At 34.3% G+C, this 18,666-nt stretch carries 9 protein-coding genes and 1 pseudogene; 4 read left to right on the top strand and 6 right to left on the bottom strand.

Annotated elements, in window-relative coordinates; translation table 11 throughout:
• Positions 1-380: 380 nt before the first annotated feature.
• Positions 381-1,259 (bottom strand): prephenate dehydratase, encoded by an 879-nt coding sequence (gene pheA / locus RINTHH_RS03435; RefSeq protein WP_008232932.1) that lies wholly within the window; start codon positions 1,257-1,259, stop codon positions 381-383.
• 1,007 nt (positions 1,260-2,266) lie between these two features.
• Between pheA and RINTHH_RS03430 the strand changes: the two genes are divergently transcribed.
• Entirely contained in the window at positions 2,267-2,842 is a 576-nt protein-coding gene (locus RINTHH_RS03430) for a DUF1997 domain-containing protein (protein WP_008232931.1), read from the top strand.
• Positions 2,843-5,549: 2,707 nt separating this feature from the next.
• Here RINTHH_RS03430 and RINTHH_RS03420 read toward each other — a convergent pair.
• The 3 genes from RINTHH_RS03420 to RINTHH_RS03410 form a co-directional block, all read right to left on the bottom strand.
• The gene (locus tag RINTHH_RS03420; RefSeq protein ID WP_008232928.1) at positions 5,550-6,221 is read right to left on the bottom strand and encodes a ribonuclease HII; all 672 of its coding nucleotides are present in this window, start codon (positions 6,219-6,221) and stop codon (positions 5,550-5,552) included.
• A gap of 14 nt (positions 6,222-6,235) precedes the next feature.
• The gene (locus tag RINTHH_RS03415; protein ID WP_008232926.1) at positions 6,236-8,317 is read right to left on the bottom strand and encodes an Rne/Rng family ribonuclease; all 2,082 of its coding nucleotides are present in this window, start codon (positions 8,315-8,317) and stop codon (positions 6,236-6,238) included.
• 860 nt (positions 8,318-9,177) lie between these two features.
• Positions 9,178-11,790, bottom strand: a complete 2,613-nt coding sequence (locus RINTHH_RS03410; RefSeq protein WP_008232921.1) for a TIGR03960 family B12-binding radical SAM protein — start codon at positions 11,788-11,790, stop codon at positions 9,178-9,180.
• A gap of 1,836 nt (positions 11,791-13,626) precedes the next feature.
• Here RINTHH_RS03410 and RINTHH_RS03405 point away from each other — a divergent pair.
• The 3 genes from RINTHH_RS03405 to RINTHH_RS10670 all read left to right on the top strand — a co-directional run bounded on the left by RINTHH_RS03405 (position 13,627) and on the right by RINTHH_RS10670 (position 15,269).
• Positions 13,627-13,962: a hypothetical protein gene (locus RINTHH_RS03405; RefSeq protein ID WP_155943895.1), complete on the top strand. Its 336-nt coding sequence runs from the start codon at positions 13,627-13,629 to the stop codon at positions 13,960-13,962.
• An 857-nt stretch (positions 13,963-14,819) separates the two neighbouring features.
• Positions 14,820-15,101, top strand: coding sequence for an ATP-dependent Clp protease adapter ClpS (gene clpS / locus RINTHH_RS03400; protein ID WP_044304524.1), 282 nt, complete (start codon positions 14,820-14,822; stop codon positions 15,099-15,101).
• Positions 15,102-15,269: a hypothetical protein gene (locus RINTHH_RS10670; protein ID WP_155943894.1), complete on the top strand. Its 168-nt coding sequence runs from the start codon at positions 15,102-15,104 to the stop codon at positions 15,267-15,269.
• 941 nt (positions 15,270-16,210) lie between these two features.
• On the opposite strand, the gene RINTHH_RS03395 is transcribed toward RINTHH_RS10670, so the two are convergent.
• On the bottom strand, positions 16,211-16,834 hold the full coding sequence (locus tag RINTHH_RS03395; protein ID WP_408005748.1) for a pentapeptide repeat-containing protein: 624 nt from the start codon (positions 16,832-16,834) through the stop codon (positions 16,211-16,213).
• Between the two features lie 129 nt (positions 16,835-16,963).
• Positions 16,964-18,288 (bottom strand): annotated as a pseudogene (locus tag RINTHH_RS03390) (DICT sensory domain-containing protein).
• Between the last annotated feature and the right edge of the window lie 378 nt (positions 18,289-18,666).

Here is an 18,666-nt window from a genome sequence, read left to right as displayed (position 1 = left end):
TCTGAAATATAAAAAGATCACAGTGGATTATGAGGCATAACTTGATTTCTGAAACTTTTCAAATTTTATTGATAAATAACAAGATAATTATCATTGGGTAATCCCCAGAATATTAATAGCAGAAAAATTGCTTTTAATTTAAAGTGACTGATATCGGATTAGATTTGAGGATTTGAAAAACCAAGTCAAAAATACTTAAGAATTTAAGCCTAAATACAAAAATCATTAGAGAATTTCAAGTATGTCTGGACTTTTGTAGTTTTTTTGATTTTGAGTGATAAGGTAACAATTTCTCCCCTTAGGTTTCCTGTCAACATTGCAATATTCCAAGGTTGAGACTCAAAGCCGTAGATTTTATCGAGATGTAATTATCCTTGAATTTAAATTGAAGTGTTGGTAACAGATATGACATTATAAGTACCCAATAGTTTAATTACTTCTGTATGATTACATAATTCTGCCAGAGCAGAATCCATTGATGGGGAAGCTATATCTGCCTCCAAATCAATAAAAAATAGGTATTCGCCTAGTGAGCGCTTCGTGGGGCGTGATTCAATTTTCCTCAAATTTATACCTAAATGGGCAAATACCTGTAGTGGCTTGACCAGAGCACCAGGTATATTAGAAGGCACTGTAAAAGCTATAGAGGTACAACTAGCAGTATTTTTAAGGCTCTTATAGGTATTGGGTTGCTGATTTTGGCTAATGACCCAAAAACGTGTGCAGTTATCTGGGTAATCATTAATACTTGTTCTTAATATTGGTAGATCATATAACTGTGCTGCCCTTTGGGAAGATATCGCTGCAACTGTGATATCTTCTTTAAGTACTTTCAATGCTTCTGTTGTCGAGCTGGCAGAAATTGCTTGTACGTGGGGTAAAAAATCTTCTAGCCATTTTTGGCATTGTGCTAGGGCTTGAGGATGAGAATAAACTGTTTGAATTGTTGCCAAGTCGTTTGCACAGGATACTAGCATGTGAGTAATAGGCATAACCAAAGCTAATTGAATACGTAAATTATTTAATTGCCATAAGGTATCAAAAGTGATATTAACACTCCCCTCGATTGAATTTTCCACAGGTACAACTGCCAAGGAAGTCTCACCTTCAGAAACGGAACGTAGGCTTTGGGGAATGGTAGAGTGGGGACACAAAAAAGCTTGTTCATTTGTAACTTGAGTAAGCCAATTGCGATAGATGATTGCTGCCTGTTCTGCATAAGTACCAGGAGGAGCTAAATGGGCAATAGAAATAGTCATATTGGTTTTAAGTTTTAGATTGCTAACTGTAGTGCTTATTCTTTTAACTAATAATCATCGATCCCTAATAGCGATTTATATTTGTATATATCTCCTAATAACTTTAAGTGAGAAAGACAGAGGAGGAATTATAAAAAATATGGCCAGAGTATCATGTCATACTGCTCTACTTAAAAACTAAATAGAGTTATTTTGCAGCAATTGCTGCAAAATAACCTAATAAATGAAGGATCAAATGACCCACACCTAACATGGTTAGAACTGAATGCTATTGTAAGAGTTATACTCGATGATTACATAGCTCAGATTAAGTTCAGCTATGGATTTAGAAAAGTAGTTTTATCTACAAGTAGTTTTATCTACAAGTAGTTAAGGATAAAAATAAAAGACATGAGAGAAAAGACACAATTAATTAAATATTGAATTAATATTAATCATCAAAACTATTATCCAAACTAAAAATGATTGTGACATAAATCATCTATTTCAACAATAGGTTTAACAAATGGAAAAAATATATATCACTACAAATAACTAGCCATAGCTTCAGTCAGATGATTTTGTTATTTATCTATAAATAAGTTCAAGGACATATAGGACTAATCTGATTATAGGAATTACTGATAATATCTATCTACAGTATTAAAAAAGAGATTTAAGAGTCAATTTTATAATTTAATTCGAACTATTTATGATGATAAAAAAATAACTACTTTAACTCTAAAAATGGTGATTTATCTAAGTCTGATATAATGAGAGATTTGACTTTATAATTTACATGAATTCATGCCTGATAATAAATTTAAAATTGTGTAATTATACCATTTATATGGTATTACTCATTATATTTTACTACAACAGTAAAATATTTTTAGATTACTAGTATAAAATTAAAATCACTATGTTTATTTACTATTTTTATACTATAAAAATAGTAAATAAACAGCATAAATTGAATGATATTATAAATATAATTGACTCTCATAGAAAATTTGACAACCTAATTAATGTTTACCCAATTTAATGCTTTTCAGTCAGTGGATATTTATATTCCACCAAAATCTATCCCTATCCAGCAGTATTTGCATCAGCCTAAACGCCTCATTAACGCCTTAGCCGATAGCAGTCGTATTCAATCCCTGAGTAACAACGTTTTTCGCCTACACATGCGCCCACTAGTATTTGTTTCATTGAAGATTCAACCTACCGTCGATATAAAAGTTTGGACAGCATCTGACGGTACAATATATTTGCATTCAATAGGTTGCGAAATAGTTGGTGTTGATTATATTAACCACAGATTCAACTTAGATCTAAAAGGACACTTATCACCTTATAGTTTTAAGGGTATTATCCGTTTACAGGGAAATGCTAACTTACAAGTGGATGTAGAACTGCCAGTACCATTTTCCTTCGCTACCAAGCCAATTCTGGAAACTGCTGGTAATAGTCTGCTGAAAAGTATTTTATTAACGATTAAGAAAAGATTATTGTATCAATTAATTGTAGATTATTGTCTTTGGGTAAAAGTCCAAACCCAAGAATCACAATTCACTCTGAATACCCAAGAGTTATCTATTTAAAATTTTGGAATTATAGAATCAATCACTTTTACTTTAACGACTGTTTTTTCTGTCAAGATTTATGAACTAAAATTCTAGGGTATTATCCTTTTGCCTGTGGAGTTTACGTTGAAATAAAACACTTGTAAATGAGAATTTATATATTTTATATCTAATGTAGATATAATGTAAATATAATAGTATAATTACTAGAATTGATATTAAAACTGGATATTTAAAAGAAACTAATCAAAACCCATTAAAATTTAAAACCTATTAACCAGGATTTATAGAGCCTTTAGAAAAATTTAATACATGCTTGGGTATTTTTCATTTTTGATTAGATTGGATTCGCCTGACCACTATACTGTTATAGTAAATACATTTAATTTATAGATGTTGCAGTTCAAACAAAAATAATTAGGGGATAATTAGCAAATGCAAACCTGGTTAATGATGATATTTCCAGGAAACATAATTTTTCTGAAATCCAATCAAATTCACCACTTAAAATATTCTAATTCGTAGCAATATTTTCATATATTTGAAGGTGTTTTATGTACAAATTTTGATAAATGAAGGCGTTGATATTAGAACTTATGCTTCACTAGTCAAGAAAAAAATAATAACAATGATGGAGAACCCTAATAGCAAAACTTTCACCTTTAGGCAGTTTTTATATAAAATCATTGCAATCTCAATTAACAAAATACTAGCCCGGTTTGAGAATAAACTAGATATAATTTCAAGTGAAAATAACAATTAACTAGATTGGTACTGCGACTATATACTAAATATAAAATCATCTAGGGAGGATAGGATAAAGTTAGAAAACCGAGGAATATATTTTCATATTATATTAGCTAGAATCCATGAAATCTTCGTATCCTAATGAATAGATAAATGTGGAATATTATAGAATAATTATTAATTTATACAAGTTCTGTATTTATGAAATTACTGATTAAGAAATATTTTTAATATTTGCTAGATAAATCTGGTTGATATGATAAATTAGATAGCCGATTTATGGAGAGAGAATATGATATAAAAAGTACAATTTGTGCCACCAGGAAATGAAGTATTAGTCACTCAAAAATAGAAAAAATCAAGCATCTCAAAGGAAAATTAAAAACAAAACCCCAGTTGATTTGTGTCTGGAAGTAAAGTGTAATGGAGAATGATACACTTACCATTTTTATGGAATAGGAAATTGCCCTATTATATAAAAATATGAAGATCCACTGAGTGAGTCAGATTAGCATCCTTAGAATTAGGAAAATAATTTACCTTAAGACTGATGGGAGGTATTCCAAACAAGAATCTATTGAAGATGCACTATTACCAAAGTTGTAACTAGGTACCGACAATAAAAATTTTTACTGTTTGCGTATGGCAAATTAGATGATGTAATAAACTGGATAAAAATTTTTTTGTTGTCTAATATATTCCATCGACATGAATAAAATTTCGGTTATTTATATTCAAAAGTCAGACAATGATGAATATCTTATGATCATTCTTATGCCACACTATATTTCATATCTTTAAGTATATCTACGACAATTATATCAATGATATCAACAGAAAAACATAATTAACCAGGATGAGTACTTTACATAGAATCTTATATTAAGAAATTCTTATCCCAGCCTATTTTTTGGGACCATTATGCGTTTGAGCTTACTATTTTCTTTATTACACCACTTACGGCAACTCTTATAGAAACTAATATTAGGATCCCACTATTTCTAAAATAATATAGAAATTCCAATTAATAAATAGTCAAATGAAGCAAACACATTTCTTAATTTGATGTTATTCTCCAGCCACTTTATTAAGTATAATTATCACATTCAAGAATACCAAGGTTTTACCTTGTATCATCCTAACCATAAGTATATTATTCTTGGTTATCTATATCTGTTTTATCTAAATATAAAAGTTAGCAAAGAAATTGAATTTTCATTCCTTGTTAAAATTATTGATATTCTATTTAGTCTTTTCTCAATATTCTAAATTAGTCTTTTTATGACTAACCACAATTCTTTAAGAGCATTACTTTTTATATGTTATATTATTTTTTTATAACTTATATTTTTTACCCAAATTGTTACCGTAGAAATATTTTGCAATTTTGGAGAATATTTTTTAGTAATAATTACTATGAATATAAACCTATGGATACTTGATTAGTACTTTACATTTTCCTAATAGTTTTTATCTTCATAACCCAGGCTAAGAATTTAGGATGTTCTAGCTAATATGGAATATTGAATATATATCTATGCTCTGCTATTTTACCTAGGATACTAATACTGACTTATTTGATCTTTGTAAGGGTCTAGACTCAGTTTTTTATCTATTTTTTTCATTTTAAAGATAATTTTGTATCGTCATATCTAACTTTTCAAACATTATTGAGGAGTTTATTTATGAATTTGAGGAGTTGAAAAATAAGTCTTTAAAAATAGCTGAGTTAGAAGTTACCTTGATAATTTGCTTAATAACTCAAATATGCTACTGAATTAATTACTTTAGGATACGATTAAAACTTTATATCTATCATAAACCTTTTACCTAGAGATTATTGACTGATTATGCCTTGGCATCAATCCGTATTAAGTCTTATACATGCCTCTCTTTCAAGTATTGAAGTTATAATAAACGAAGAGCCTCGACTTATTAACTTAAGCTGAGGCCCTTATCTAGAATTTACAATTGATACCTATATTTCTGAATGAACTTGGCAAGGACGAAAAGAAAGACGATGTAAAGGAGAAGGACCATGCTGACGCAATGCGGATAAATGATGTGTACTGCCATAACCTTTATTCCTATGTAAATCATATAGCGTGTATTTCCGAGCAAGCCTTATAATCAAATTATCACGCCAAACCTTTGCCACAATACTAGCAGCAGCAATAGATAAAGAAAGAGAATCCCCTTTCACGATGGTTTTTTGTGGTAAGGGTAAATCCTTAATAGATTGATTCCCATCAACCAGACATAATGATGGCTGTAGCTCCAGTATCACCACGGCTCGCCTCATAGCTAAAAGAGTTGCCTGTAAAATATTCCAGTGATCAATTTCCCTAGTGGTAGCAAAACCTATTTTCCAATCTATAGATAACTGACAAATCTTTTTTGCTAAACGATCACGGCAAGAACTAGATAGCTGTTTACTATCTTTGATCTCAGAAGCAATGGGTTCCATCAAAACATTCCTGGGCAAAATAACTGCTGCTGCTACTACTGGTCCAAATAATGCCCCTCTCCCTACTTCATCAATACCAGCCACTAACCCTGGAAATTGTGAGTATATAGATAACTCCAACCAACTTTTAGCATTGGAAACTGAGGATTTATAAGACGATTTATGAATATTCTCCGTATTCATTAGTCATCTCACTATTAATCTATATCTTTAGCTGAAGAACGACGGCGAACCCTGCGTTTGAGAATAGATGAACTGGTGGATGTATTTTCATCAGTTAATAAAGCCAATGCTTGTTGTTCCTTTTCTTCTAGAATTTCGGAAGATGATTCTGGCTGTGATTTATCTAATACAACTTTTTTAGTTGGTATTATTGTAGTTAATGGGGAGGATACTTCTGCTATGGAGGATATCTCTTCTTCCGAAAAATCAGTTTGTTGGCCAGGCAAAGTAACGTTAATAATTAAAGATTTGGGGTTTTTCACTTCTCGATCTAATTTTTCTAAGGGAGATACTCCCATTTCTGCATAGACATCTTGTTCTTCCGAAGTCATTTCTACTGTAACTATTTCTGATGGTTCTATTACAGGTTTAACCAAATCTGATCGGGGACTCCGTCCCCTTTCTGTGCGTGATTCATCTGGAACTCCTGCACGGATACCCCAACCTTGTTTACCTAAACTGGGCATTGGCAAATCAGAACTAACTGACAGTTCATTGTCAGGATCCACATCTAAATCTGGTTCATTGATGAATGCTAAAGGATTAGTCCCAACCCTTGATTCATCCTTTCCATTACCACTATTAATATTGATACGACGACGACGTGCACGTCGTTTGCTGCCATCTCCTAACTCCTGATAACTAGGATGGTTAACTAAGTCTAAGGCAGCAATATCAGGTTCAGCTTCATATCCATCCCCAAGTGAATCATAGTTTTCCCGTGGTTCTGGTATTCGGGGCATAGGCAGTCTTGGTTCTCTGGGAGGCATCACTCCTAATCTATCTGGCATATCCGTGGGTTGGAGTATTCTAGTCTCAGTTTCTCCTGGAAGATGGACAATATGTCCTAAACCACTACAGGAAGGACAGATCTCACCAAATAGTTCATAAATATTTTGTCCTTGACGCTTACGGGTAAGTTCTACTAAACCCAGTTCTGTAAGTTGGGCTATTTGGGGACGAGCTTTATCTGCTTTAAGTGCTTTGTTGAAGTGTTCTAGCACATGTTGCTGATCTCTGCGAGATTCCATATCAATGAAATCTACCACAATTACCCCAGCAATGTTTCGTAGTCGAAGTTGGCGTGCTATTTCCGTAGCAGCTTCACAATTAGTCCAAAGTACTGTTTCCCTAGCTGTTGCGGAACGGGTAAAGGAGCCGGAGTTAACATCTATAACTGTTAAAGCTTCTGTTGGTTCAATAATTATGTAACCGCCAGAAGGTAAATCTACCCTGGTTTTTAAGGCTTCCTTAATAGCTGCATTCACTCGGAAGTATTCTAACACAGGGGAGCGATCACGGTGATGATCAATCAACAATCCTTGGGGTGTTTGTCCTCCACTCCAGTTCTGCAAGTACTGCTTTACACGCTTTAGGCCAGTACTAGAATCCACAACAATTCGATTCACGTCTGCACCATACATATCCCGTAGTACCCTTTGAATGAAGTCATCATCTCTATTTAATAATGCTGGGGCCCTAGTAGATTGAGCTTCTTGTTGAATTAACTCCCACTGTCGTTGCAGGGATTCTAAATCTTCAATAATTGCTTCTTCTGGCTTACCTTCTGCCTCAGTACGAATCAATAATCCCATTCCTGAAGGTTTCAGCAGAATTGCCAGGGCACGTAAACGATTACGTTCATTCTCATTTCTAATCCGTCGGGATAAGTTTACCCCCCGCCCATAAGGCATCAAAACTATATAACGCCCTGGTAACGTAATGTTACCAGTCAATCTGGGACCTTTAGTTCCCGTAGGTTCTTTCATGACTTGCACTAAAACCTTCTGCTGTGGCGCTAATAGCTCTGTAATTGCAGCTGCTGTACGTCTAAGACGCAATGGGCCCAAATCTGTTACATGAATAAAACCATTCCGCTCTGGATCTCCAATATTTACAAAAGCTGCATCTATCCCAGGGAGTACATTTTCTACTATACCAAGATAGATATCACCAATCTGGTGATGACCAGTAGCAACAACTAATTCCTGTATTTGATCTTCCGAGAAAACAGCAGCGATTTGATGCTGTTCAGCAATGATAATTTGTTTTGGCATTCAATTTCCTCAAAATATTGCAGCACTAAGTTTCTTGGAGGTTAGTTTTATTTCTATTTTTCCTGCAAGCCTCACAAGGTACTGATGGTAATTAAAATTTTTCATCTAGATTCAAGACTAAGAGAAGAAGAGAAGAAAGATTCTGATACAAATTTAGAAGTCTCAACTGTTAAAGTTTAATTTTCCAGTTGAGGACTCTTTGTAACTGGAGAATAACGCTGGGGGTATATGTACCATATCCTGCGCAGCAAGTACTTCATCCTCTGAAATTTCATCTGAAATTTCAAATGTTTTGCATTGTTATAGAGTCAATTAACTCTTTACATTTCGGAACAGCCAAATATTTCCAAACAATTAAATTATTCGTCCATGATTAATGTTTAATGCCATATCTTGCCTTTAATTAAAAATCCTAGTTGTTAAGAATAGGAAGCGCTTCCTTGTCTTCAATTTATGAGGATTTTATTTTAAGAAGTGCTTTTTATTACACACTTTTAGACTAATTATGCTCACAGTATATGCTGTACTCAGGATTACCGAAAGCTATTAGGGGTATTGGGCAGTCATGGAAAAACATACATTTTAGAGGTTTCGACGGAGCTAGTCATGGCTCAATGATTCATCCTTAACAGTAAAAAGAGTTGTGTTAATCTGCATGCTGCTTGCCTGGGATTATATCTTAAAAGATTGACTCTAATAATCTTACTTGCCTCCCTGAATTTCAGGGTTGGGAATCATTTTACTCAATGCAGTGCCAGCCATTTTCTCTTCATATAATTCTAACGCAACCTTGCCAAAAATCAATTCCTGCATTCTCTTATGAAAAGGCAAGATAAGTATTCTGCTTTTTCCAATGATAATCATACAGCCAGAATTAATCGTTGACGGTGAATATGTAATAGTTGAAATTCCCTACCTGCTGCTTTTTCCAGCATAAACAGAAGTTGTTCTGGATTCAATATTGTACCGTCGTTACGACAACTACCCAAATAACGCAGTTGAATTGTATTTGAAAGATAGTTATCTTGGCTTATATTAGTTGAATCCACCTCCAGCTCTAATAAGCGATCGCGCAGATTTACCAACTTATTTTTTCCGGACTTAGTTGTGTGTTCCCACCAAATTTCTGGAGTGGTTTTGACCATATAAATCCAATTGTGCCAGTTTACTGGGGTAGCTTCATAATCAGTTGTAATAGTAAGTATATATTCAGCTGCATATAGGGTTTGACTAGTTGCAGGAGCTTTTAAACTTATTTCTTCTACCATATATATGGGAATATCTGTGGGTAGTACAGATATAAGTTTCTCTTTGAAGTCATCTATTTCCATGGATTGAGTTAATTCAAAATCCATAATTTCGCCGCTACTAGAAGCTCCTAAACACAAAGCCATGGCGATGGAAATTCGGGGATGAGGGTGAAATCCTCCTGAAAAAGATACTGGTAATTTGGCTTTGCGGACTGCCCTTTCCAATAATCTTACTAAGTCCAAATGACTATTTAAAGTCATATACCCTCGTTTGCCAAACCACACTCGCAAGCGTTGAACTTTGGAAGTATTGGGGACAAATTTACCCACAAACTTAGGAATATCTGGAGGAGGAATGACTATATTATGACCGAAGTCCGTGCCACATACTCCACAGCTTGAGCATACATCAAAAGAACAGTCCGGAACAATAGCCTCAGCCAGCGAGCGCTTGAGGTCTTCTTGTAACCATTTTTTGTCGACCCCTGTATTAATGTGATCCCAAGGTAAAGTTTGCTCAAGGTACATATCTTCCACTTCCGCTAGAGATTCTTGGTGAAATGGGTTCCATTTACCATTTTCTATAAGGCGATACTTCCAATCTAATCCAGCTTCACTGATTGCTTGTTCCCAAGCAGTAAAAGCCTTATCCAAACTCTCATACCAAGAATCTGTTCCTGCGCCTAACTCCCAGGCCCTTTGTAAAACTTTACTTAAGCTACGGTCACCTCTACCAATAAAGTCTTCCATAGCGGAAATGCGGACATCAGTAAAATTCACTTTGACTCCCTTCATCCGGCGGAATTGTTGGCGTAAAAGCTCCTGTTTACGTTTAAACTCATCTGTTGATACTGAATGCCATTGAAAAGGTGTATGTGGCTTGGGAGTAAAGTTAGAAATGGTTAAATTAAAATTTAAAGTCCGGCGTCCGGGTAATTGACATTGCCTTCGCAACCACTTGATAGTCTCAGTAATGCCAATCACGTCAGTATCAGTTTCTCCTGGCAGGCCAATCATAAAATAGAGCTTTATTTTATCCCAACCCTTTTCCCAAGCCGTTTTTACTCCCCTTAATAATTCTTCGTTGGTTAGACCTTTATTAATAATATCCCGCATCCTTTGGGTCCCAGCTTCAGGAGCAAAAGTCAAGCCACTCTGACGTAAGCCACCTAAAATATTAGCTATATTCTCATCAAAACGATCTACTCTTTGACTAGGCAGAGATAAGGAAATGTTCTCATGCTTGAGGTGATTTTTGATCTCTACTCCAACTGCTGGCAGGGACAAATAATCAGAACAGCTCAATGACAGTAAAGAAAACTCATTATAACCAGTCATATTCATTCCCTTTTCTATGGCTGTTACCACTTGCTCAGGTTCCACATCTCTTGCAGGACGGGTTAGCATTCCTGGTTGACAAAAACGACAACCACGAGTACAACCGCGACGAACTTCGATGGTTAGACGATCATGTACAGTTTGAATATAGGGGACTAAACCAATAGAATAGGCTGGTATGGGTGCAGATACCCGACGGATGATTCGCGGAGGTACATCTGTAGTTAGGGGAGATACTAAGCCATCAGCAGCTATAGTATAGAACTGTGGTACATATACCCCCGGTATCTGAGCTAAGTCCAATAATAATTTCCTCCTTTCTAATCCTGCTCTTTTACCTTCTTCTAATACCAAACCAATCTCTGGTAGCAACTCTTCCCCATCACCCAAGGCAATAAAGTCAAAAAAATCGCTGTATGGTTCAGGATTGGATGTAGCAGTTTGTCCTCCTGCAAAAATTAGAGGGTAATTTCCTATTAACCGTTCTTGCCAGGTTAAGGGAATCCCTGCTAGGTCAAGCATTTCTAAGATGTTAGTGGCACCCAATTCGTAACTAAGGCTAAAGCCAAGAATATCGAATTCTATAAGTGATCGCTTGGATTCTACACCAAACAAGAGAGTATTCGTTGACCTTAACTTTGCTGATAGATCTTTACCAGGTAAATAAGTACGATCACATAACTGCCGTGGCTGAGCGTTCAAAATATTGTAAAGGATAATATGACCAAGGTTGGATGCACCAACTTCGTAAATTTCCGGGTAACTCAATACCCAACGGATTTCGGCTTCATGCCACGGTTTGTTTACTGCCAGAGGTTCGTTACCCAAGTAACGAGAGGGTTTTAAGATATCTGATGTTATTAATTTTTCTACTGCAACAGCCACTATGCTATTCTTAAGCTTTTTAAATTACAGCTACTAGTTTACTAAGTTAACATTGATTGAGTCTTTATCTATATAGATTGCTTGCATTCAGCAGGGCTATTAATTGTAAATGTTCATTTATCTTATGTTGTAGTTTAATATCTGACGATATGAATAATTTGCACTAATAATTGGGTCCTAGTGTTAACTGTAAATATTTCAGAGTATTAAACCTAGCTAATTTATCTCACAAATAACTACCATGGTCGGTCGGTAGTTTATTACCTTTGATTAATTCTGCTTATTTTACAATGAATTGTATTTATATCCAATAATTCAAAACCTGGGCTTGGGAATACTTAATTTAAGTTGCTTAGATTCTCTTTTATATTTATTATTTTTTTTCAACAGATTATTCATTTGTGTATTTAGTAAGTAATATCCAAAGTATATGCAATCCACTACCAATATTAAAGGGAGAAGTGCTTCATACAGAAATATAGTAATTTGTGCTTCCCACCTAAATTTCCCCTGAGTACAATACCCATATATTTTTTCTTAGGGTCAGGTGAATTAGATGTTGACCTATTATTATCTATTAGTAGAATCATGGCTAATAATTGTAAATTTTATTTATTATAGGTGTATATGAATTTGAGCCGGTGTCTTAAATAAATTTCAGAGTTTTAATAAATAAAACTACTCGATGGTATTTGGGATATTTAATTATCTTTTAATTTGATTCAATTTTTATGAAGTTTGAAAAATCTAATAAAAATTGTACTTAGTAAACTGATGATTCTTGTAATTGTAAAATCAACTCATAAAGAACCTATACGAAAATGCTATTATAGGTTTTCTATGAGCTAGTTTTCCTGGTTTAAAATATTTCTGGTAGTATTTTACTAAATTTAAAGTCTGCTCTCAAGTATAAAAATATTTGAAGGTTTGAAATGCGAAAAGCGTAGAATTTATTTTTGATTACACTAAACGCAAAATGCATCCATATATTTTATATTATTTATTTCCCTGCTAAATTCTCCATTATATATAATCAATAGTTTATTACTAGTTTGAAAGATTCTGAAAAGATACACATTCCTTAATTTTTAAAGCTGGACATTATTAAAATTAGTTCAGTTTTAATATGAAGTCTTGGAATTATTAGTGACATGAATAATAAGAGATTATGTTAATATAACTTCTTCTCTTTAGTTTTATTTTTAAACTGTTTTATCTTCTAAACTAAAATTATTTTAAATCGCCTTTAATACCTACAATAGGTAACTTCTAAGTTCTTAACTTTAACTTATAATTTTTCCTATTATAAGTTAAAGTTAACACAAACTTAGGCAGGGTATTTGTAAGAGAATCATCTATATTCAGATGATAATTTTTTAGAAAAATAAGAAATCTTGAATTTTAATCTGAAAATAACTTTAGAATGACAAGCTAGTATGGATGTTTTTTATTTTGCCAAACATCTACACACCCATCATAGTGAAAATTGAGCTAGTATGTTTCCACAACTTGCACTTATTTCCAATAGTCAATTGCGATGCAATTTGCTCAATGCCTAGAAAAAATTCTTCCTTATTCTGAAAATCAACTACAAAAGAGTAGCTCAGAAAGCAAAATTACTATGTGTCAACTACCCTAATAATCCTACAGGAGCAATAGCAAACTTTTTTTTGAAGAATTGGTGGCTTTTTGTCGTTATTACAATATTTTTTTTGTGTCATGACTATGACTAATAGGAAATTATATATGATGGCTAGAAATCATCAAGTACTTTGCAAATTGATGGAGCTAAAGGTTATTACTATTGAATTTTATAGGCTATTAAAGTTCCACAATATGACAAGGTGGCGAGTTAGTTTTGTTGTTGGTAATCCTAAGAGAATCAAGAGCATGTATCAGGTAAAAACCAATGTTGATTCCGGAGTGTTTAAGGCAATTCAGAAAGTAGCAATAGAAGCCTTTGATATAAAGGAAGAGCAATTCAAACTCTTTGTATTAAGGTACCAAAATAGTCGAGATGTTATCTATCATAGAGGAACTAGGTCCAAGCATACAAAGTGTCCAAACTTACTTTGTACGCTTGGACCACCTGTATCTAAAGGTTACACTTCCACAGAATTCACTAATTTTTTATTAAATAAATGTGCTACATATTACTTGGTTATGGTGTAGAGGGTAAAGGATTTTTCCGGATAGCTTTAACAGAATCTGAAGCAAGGATAAAATAGGCAATCTAAAGAATATGTGATACAGTATTTATCTATATTATAAGGAATTTAGAGAAGTTAAAAAAGAGGTAGGATAATGATTAATTATAACTGTTAATATCTTTTTCCTAAGCTGTTCCTCTCTTCATTGTCCTGATTAACTGTTTTTGATGTTATACCAGATATCAGACAAGGCTATTAAGCTTTTTTATATTTGGTAATAATAATTAGTTACTCCTGTATCCAAGACAGTTATAAATGAATCTATCTACCAAAGCAGATCGGATGATTTTTAACTACTATCTACCAATATTAAGGAGTCTATCCAGCACGAATCACCTCTGTTGTTATTTTCTGAATCTGAAAAGGCACTAGCTATTTTTATCGATTCTATCTACAGTTATTACCTACCATTTTCTAAATATACAATTTGTTATCCCTGTAACTCAAAATTTCCCTTTAATACTCCACAGGGCTTATTTATTTGCAAGTTGGTTCACTTGTGTATAAGTAAAATTAAATTACACTATGGTTTCTACAGAATAAATATTAAACACTAAGTGTTAGGTATAACATATATTACCGACTTTGGTATTAAAGAATAAAATTATAGATAATTTTTGATAAAACCATATGTACCAGAAGATTTCAAGTGAGGTTAATATGGTTCTGAAATCATAAAAAAATATTCATAAAAAAATATTCATTTTAATCACTAGCCCGTACAGTCATTGGATGGAGATACTATAAAATAGATTAATGGGTTTTAAGCATTTGCTTTGCAAGAAATATGGTGTATGTAGTTAAAGAGAGCTAAAAACTATGTCAGTTGAAACTCTGGAAAAGCGTTCTACTTTTCGTAAACTCGCCCCTAAATATCGAGTGTTACTTCATAATGATGATGTCAATTCCATGGAATATGTGGTTCAAACATTGTTAACTACTGTGCCTAGCCTAACTCAATCCCAAGCAGTTAACATTATGATGGAAGCCCACATAAACACTATTGCTTTAGTGATTTCCTGTGCTCAAGAGCATGCGGAATTCTATAGTGAAACATTAAATAATCATGGACTAACTAGTACTATTGAGCCAGATGAATAGGTGCTGTGGTCCATTGGTCATGTGAGCCAAACCCAAAATCTAGATATTTGTGTCATGCCATCCATTCTTCAGCTGGCTAAACATTTATTTTCATCAGGTTTTCCCATAAATAGTTATAAGAAAGTAACTGTTGTTATTGGTGGTCTTAGTAGAGTTAAATTTCGGTAAAGCCAAGGTGACAGAATGGTTTTTTTCATAATACTTCTCAACTTTCCGTAAAATCTACTGGCATAAAAAGCAAACCTGGTATGAAGATAAATATCTCTAATCTAGCTACCAGCTCTATATTTGTGAGAACAGGTTGTATAATCTTGATTTTATTGGTTTTATGGTTACTTTTCTTTAACACTTCCAATTTATTTGTTTATCAGCACCGATAATCTGGCAAGCATCCTGGCAATAGCATCTCTATTTAATATATAAAATTTATCTTCTTAATAAGATTATGGGGAAGGAAAATCTACAGGTCAGCTCAAATCCTAACATATTACAGTTTAGAATCTAGTGGTAAAAACCTGGTAGAACTTGTTTGGGGTTTGGCTATAGGGCTATCTGGAATCCTAGTTTTGCTTGTTATATAAGAACCTCTAGGCTAGTTGCTCTTTATCTATGAATGGTCTTATTTGGGTTTGCTATGGAAGGTTTGCTGGTTAGTTTAGTAGGTTCAGCAGAGGAAATGGTTTTTCGTAGTTGGCTACTGGATGAGTGACAACGAGACTATTTAATACACAATGTATTATGGGCTAATGGAATAATTTTTGCTGTTCTACATTTTATTCGTTCTTTATAAGCTATACTCAACACTTGGACACAATTTTTGGGTTTAGCTCTACTGGTTTTGACCTTGGTATAGTCAAAGTGATGGGGTGATTGGAAATTCCTAGTGGTTTGCATGGAGGCTTAGTATCGGGAGGGGAGACCATATTGTGAATGCAGGAGAAACACTGTATTCTGGGTAACTACTGAAGTGGGTAACTAGCATTAATTAATTGTAATCCCTTAGCTGGACTGCTAGTTCTGTTGTTCCTAAGCATGATTATTACTTGTTAGATTTGCTCTCAGAGTATGAAACAATGTTAGGAATCATACCAAAAAGGCAAATCCATAAGTCAGATTTTTCCTGCTATTAAAGTTCCTAATAAACAGGCTTTTTCAAAAATTACCCCATTCAAATTAGTCCCTTCTAACTCTGCACAAAGTAGGTTAGCACCCGTCATATTTGCTCCAGACAGATTTGCAAACCTCAAGTCGACTTCTTCCAAATTAGCTTCGATGAATATTGCTCCGTGTAAGTCAGCGTCACTTAAGTCAGCACCACTAAGGTTTGCCCGGGAAAAGTTGGCACCCCGTAAGTCAGCACTTCGTAAGTCAGCATCTTGTAAATTCCCACCTATTAAGTTAGCACCACTTAAAAAAGCACCTGCTAAAGATACCTGACTTAAATTTACACCCATTAGGTTAGCACCTCGCAAATTACTCCCACGGAGGTCTGCATCTGTGAACTCTGCCTGCATGAGGTTGGCCCCCATTAAATTCGCTCGTATATCTGCCTGCATGAGGTTAGCCCCCATTAAGTTACTACCTTCTAAATGAGCCTCTTTCAAATTACTTTGGGTAAGATTAGCACCAACCAAATTCGCTCCAGCTAAATTAATTCTGCATAAATCCAGCCGAGAAAGATCCTCATCTTCTAAATCTGCCACAGAAATTTGCTTGAGATTCCACAATTTCATAGCTTTAACAGTCACTTGTTAATACTCCCAAGTTAAAGACAAATATGTATTTATCTAAAAAAATTAATAGTTAATAGTACTCATTGTCATCTCAAAATTAACAATTGACAATTAACAATTAACAATTTGTTAGTCTATTTGGTTACTTTCCCATCTGGAATCTAACACCCACATGCTGGGAGCAACCTTGGGTGTTTTTACTCCCAATTCCATGCCTTGCTGTAAACCCATTACTAATAAAGTTAATGCGTCTAATAACTTGGGGTCAAAACAGTGGGATTCCTGCCTGCATTCATTTAGAGCTTTGGTCAATAACTCTTCTTTGCATAAACCATGAACTTTATTATGCTTAATGCGATATTGAAAATTAACAGTCAAAGCTAAAATCCTTGATTCTAGAGGAATTGCGTCTCCTGCGAGCCCTGCTGGTACACCACTACCATCCCAATGCTCAGTGTGGTGTGTAATTATTTGTGCAATTGCACGCAATCTAGGCATGGTACGTAACATTTGGGTTCCTACCACCAAGGGGCAATTAGGATAATTTGATTTACCTTCAATTTCCAATATACTCTTTGCTGTCTGCAAGGAATCTATTCGGTGTAATAAACCGGCCAAACGTAATCTTTTTATTTGCCAATATGGGAGCTCTAACATCTGGCCTATAGCTTCATTTAGTGCCATAACTTCTGCTGCTGCCATCGGATTATCAACATCCGCAGAATCCATTATTTGCCCCATCCTTAAGAATGCTTGGATTTCATTAGAAATTAAGTTGCGATCCAAAAAGTGAGCTTGGGTATTTTTTTACCTGTTTGGAGATAATTGACGACACGAGCCACTGCCATTCCTAACTCCTCTGTAAGAGGGTACTGAAGTCTTACACTATGTATATAGTCAGTAAGAGTCTTACTTAACTCTGAATCGTATTGTTGAATGTGAATAATTGCTAATTCAGCTGCTTCCTTAACTAAACCTGGTTCGAATGTCCATATCCCATAAAACTTGCGTTCTAAGTCTGATTTTGGTCTACCACCTGGACCATAATCGGTTTCGGTCAATTCTTGACACAGTACCATTGCTGTATAAGTGGGAGAAATAATTATTAAATGCCATTCCCTTCCCACGGGGTCGTCACTATTTAATGTAACTAGATTAAGATTGCCCATGTTGCTAGTGGGATATTGTGCCCATTGAGCGTCTGAGCTAGCCATAATTGATACATGGCTAGCTTTCCTGGCAATACCTGCATATCTCTCAGCCTCTTGTAAGTACCATTTACCCTCTTGGAAGGCAGAAATTACCAAGGGTTTATATTTACCGGTTAAGATATGGTCTTCTAAAGCATGGCATAAGGAAACCAGGGTGTTTTTATAATAAACCCCAAGTTTAAGTGGTCTAATACTATGTTGATGGGAAACAGCCAGCTTTTGTAAAATAGATCCTTCTAACATTTTTGATGTATTTACCTAAATTGAGCAGGGGTTGCTAGCAAGCAATGATACTAAATACAATTGTTTCATAAGCCGAAGTGATACAACAAATACCAAATTGGCTTACAAGTATTCCAGATTAATATTTGATTGTAGTTTTTTTGAAAAGCAAAAATACAGGGGGATGTGATTCTCCTTGTACAAAAAAAAGCAAAAACCACTACCTCTAAAAGCCTAACAGCTTCTAGTTCCTTATATAATCAATTTATTAAATGAAGTTTGCAAGATATGAAATAATAAAATCAAAAACTTGTAAGGAATAAAATTTGGCACTCTTCATGTTAAGTATAAACATATTTACTCTTAACAAGGATTGTAAGAATTACCTGAAATCATAGT

The organism is Richelia intracellularis HH01, from assembly GCF_000350105.1.
In the GTDB taxonomy this organism is placed as follows: domain Bacteria; phylum Cyanobacteriota; class Cyanobacteriia; order Cyanobacteriales; family Nostocaceae; genus Richelia; species Richelia intracellularis.
The sequence above is the reverse complement of the archived record's forward strand: the minus strand, read 5'-3'. Positions and strand labels throughout refer to the sequence as shown.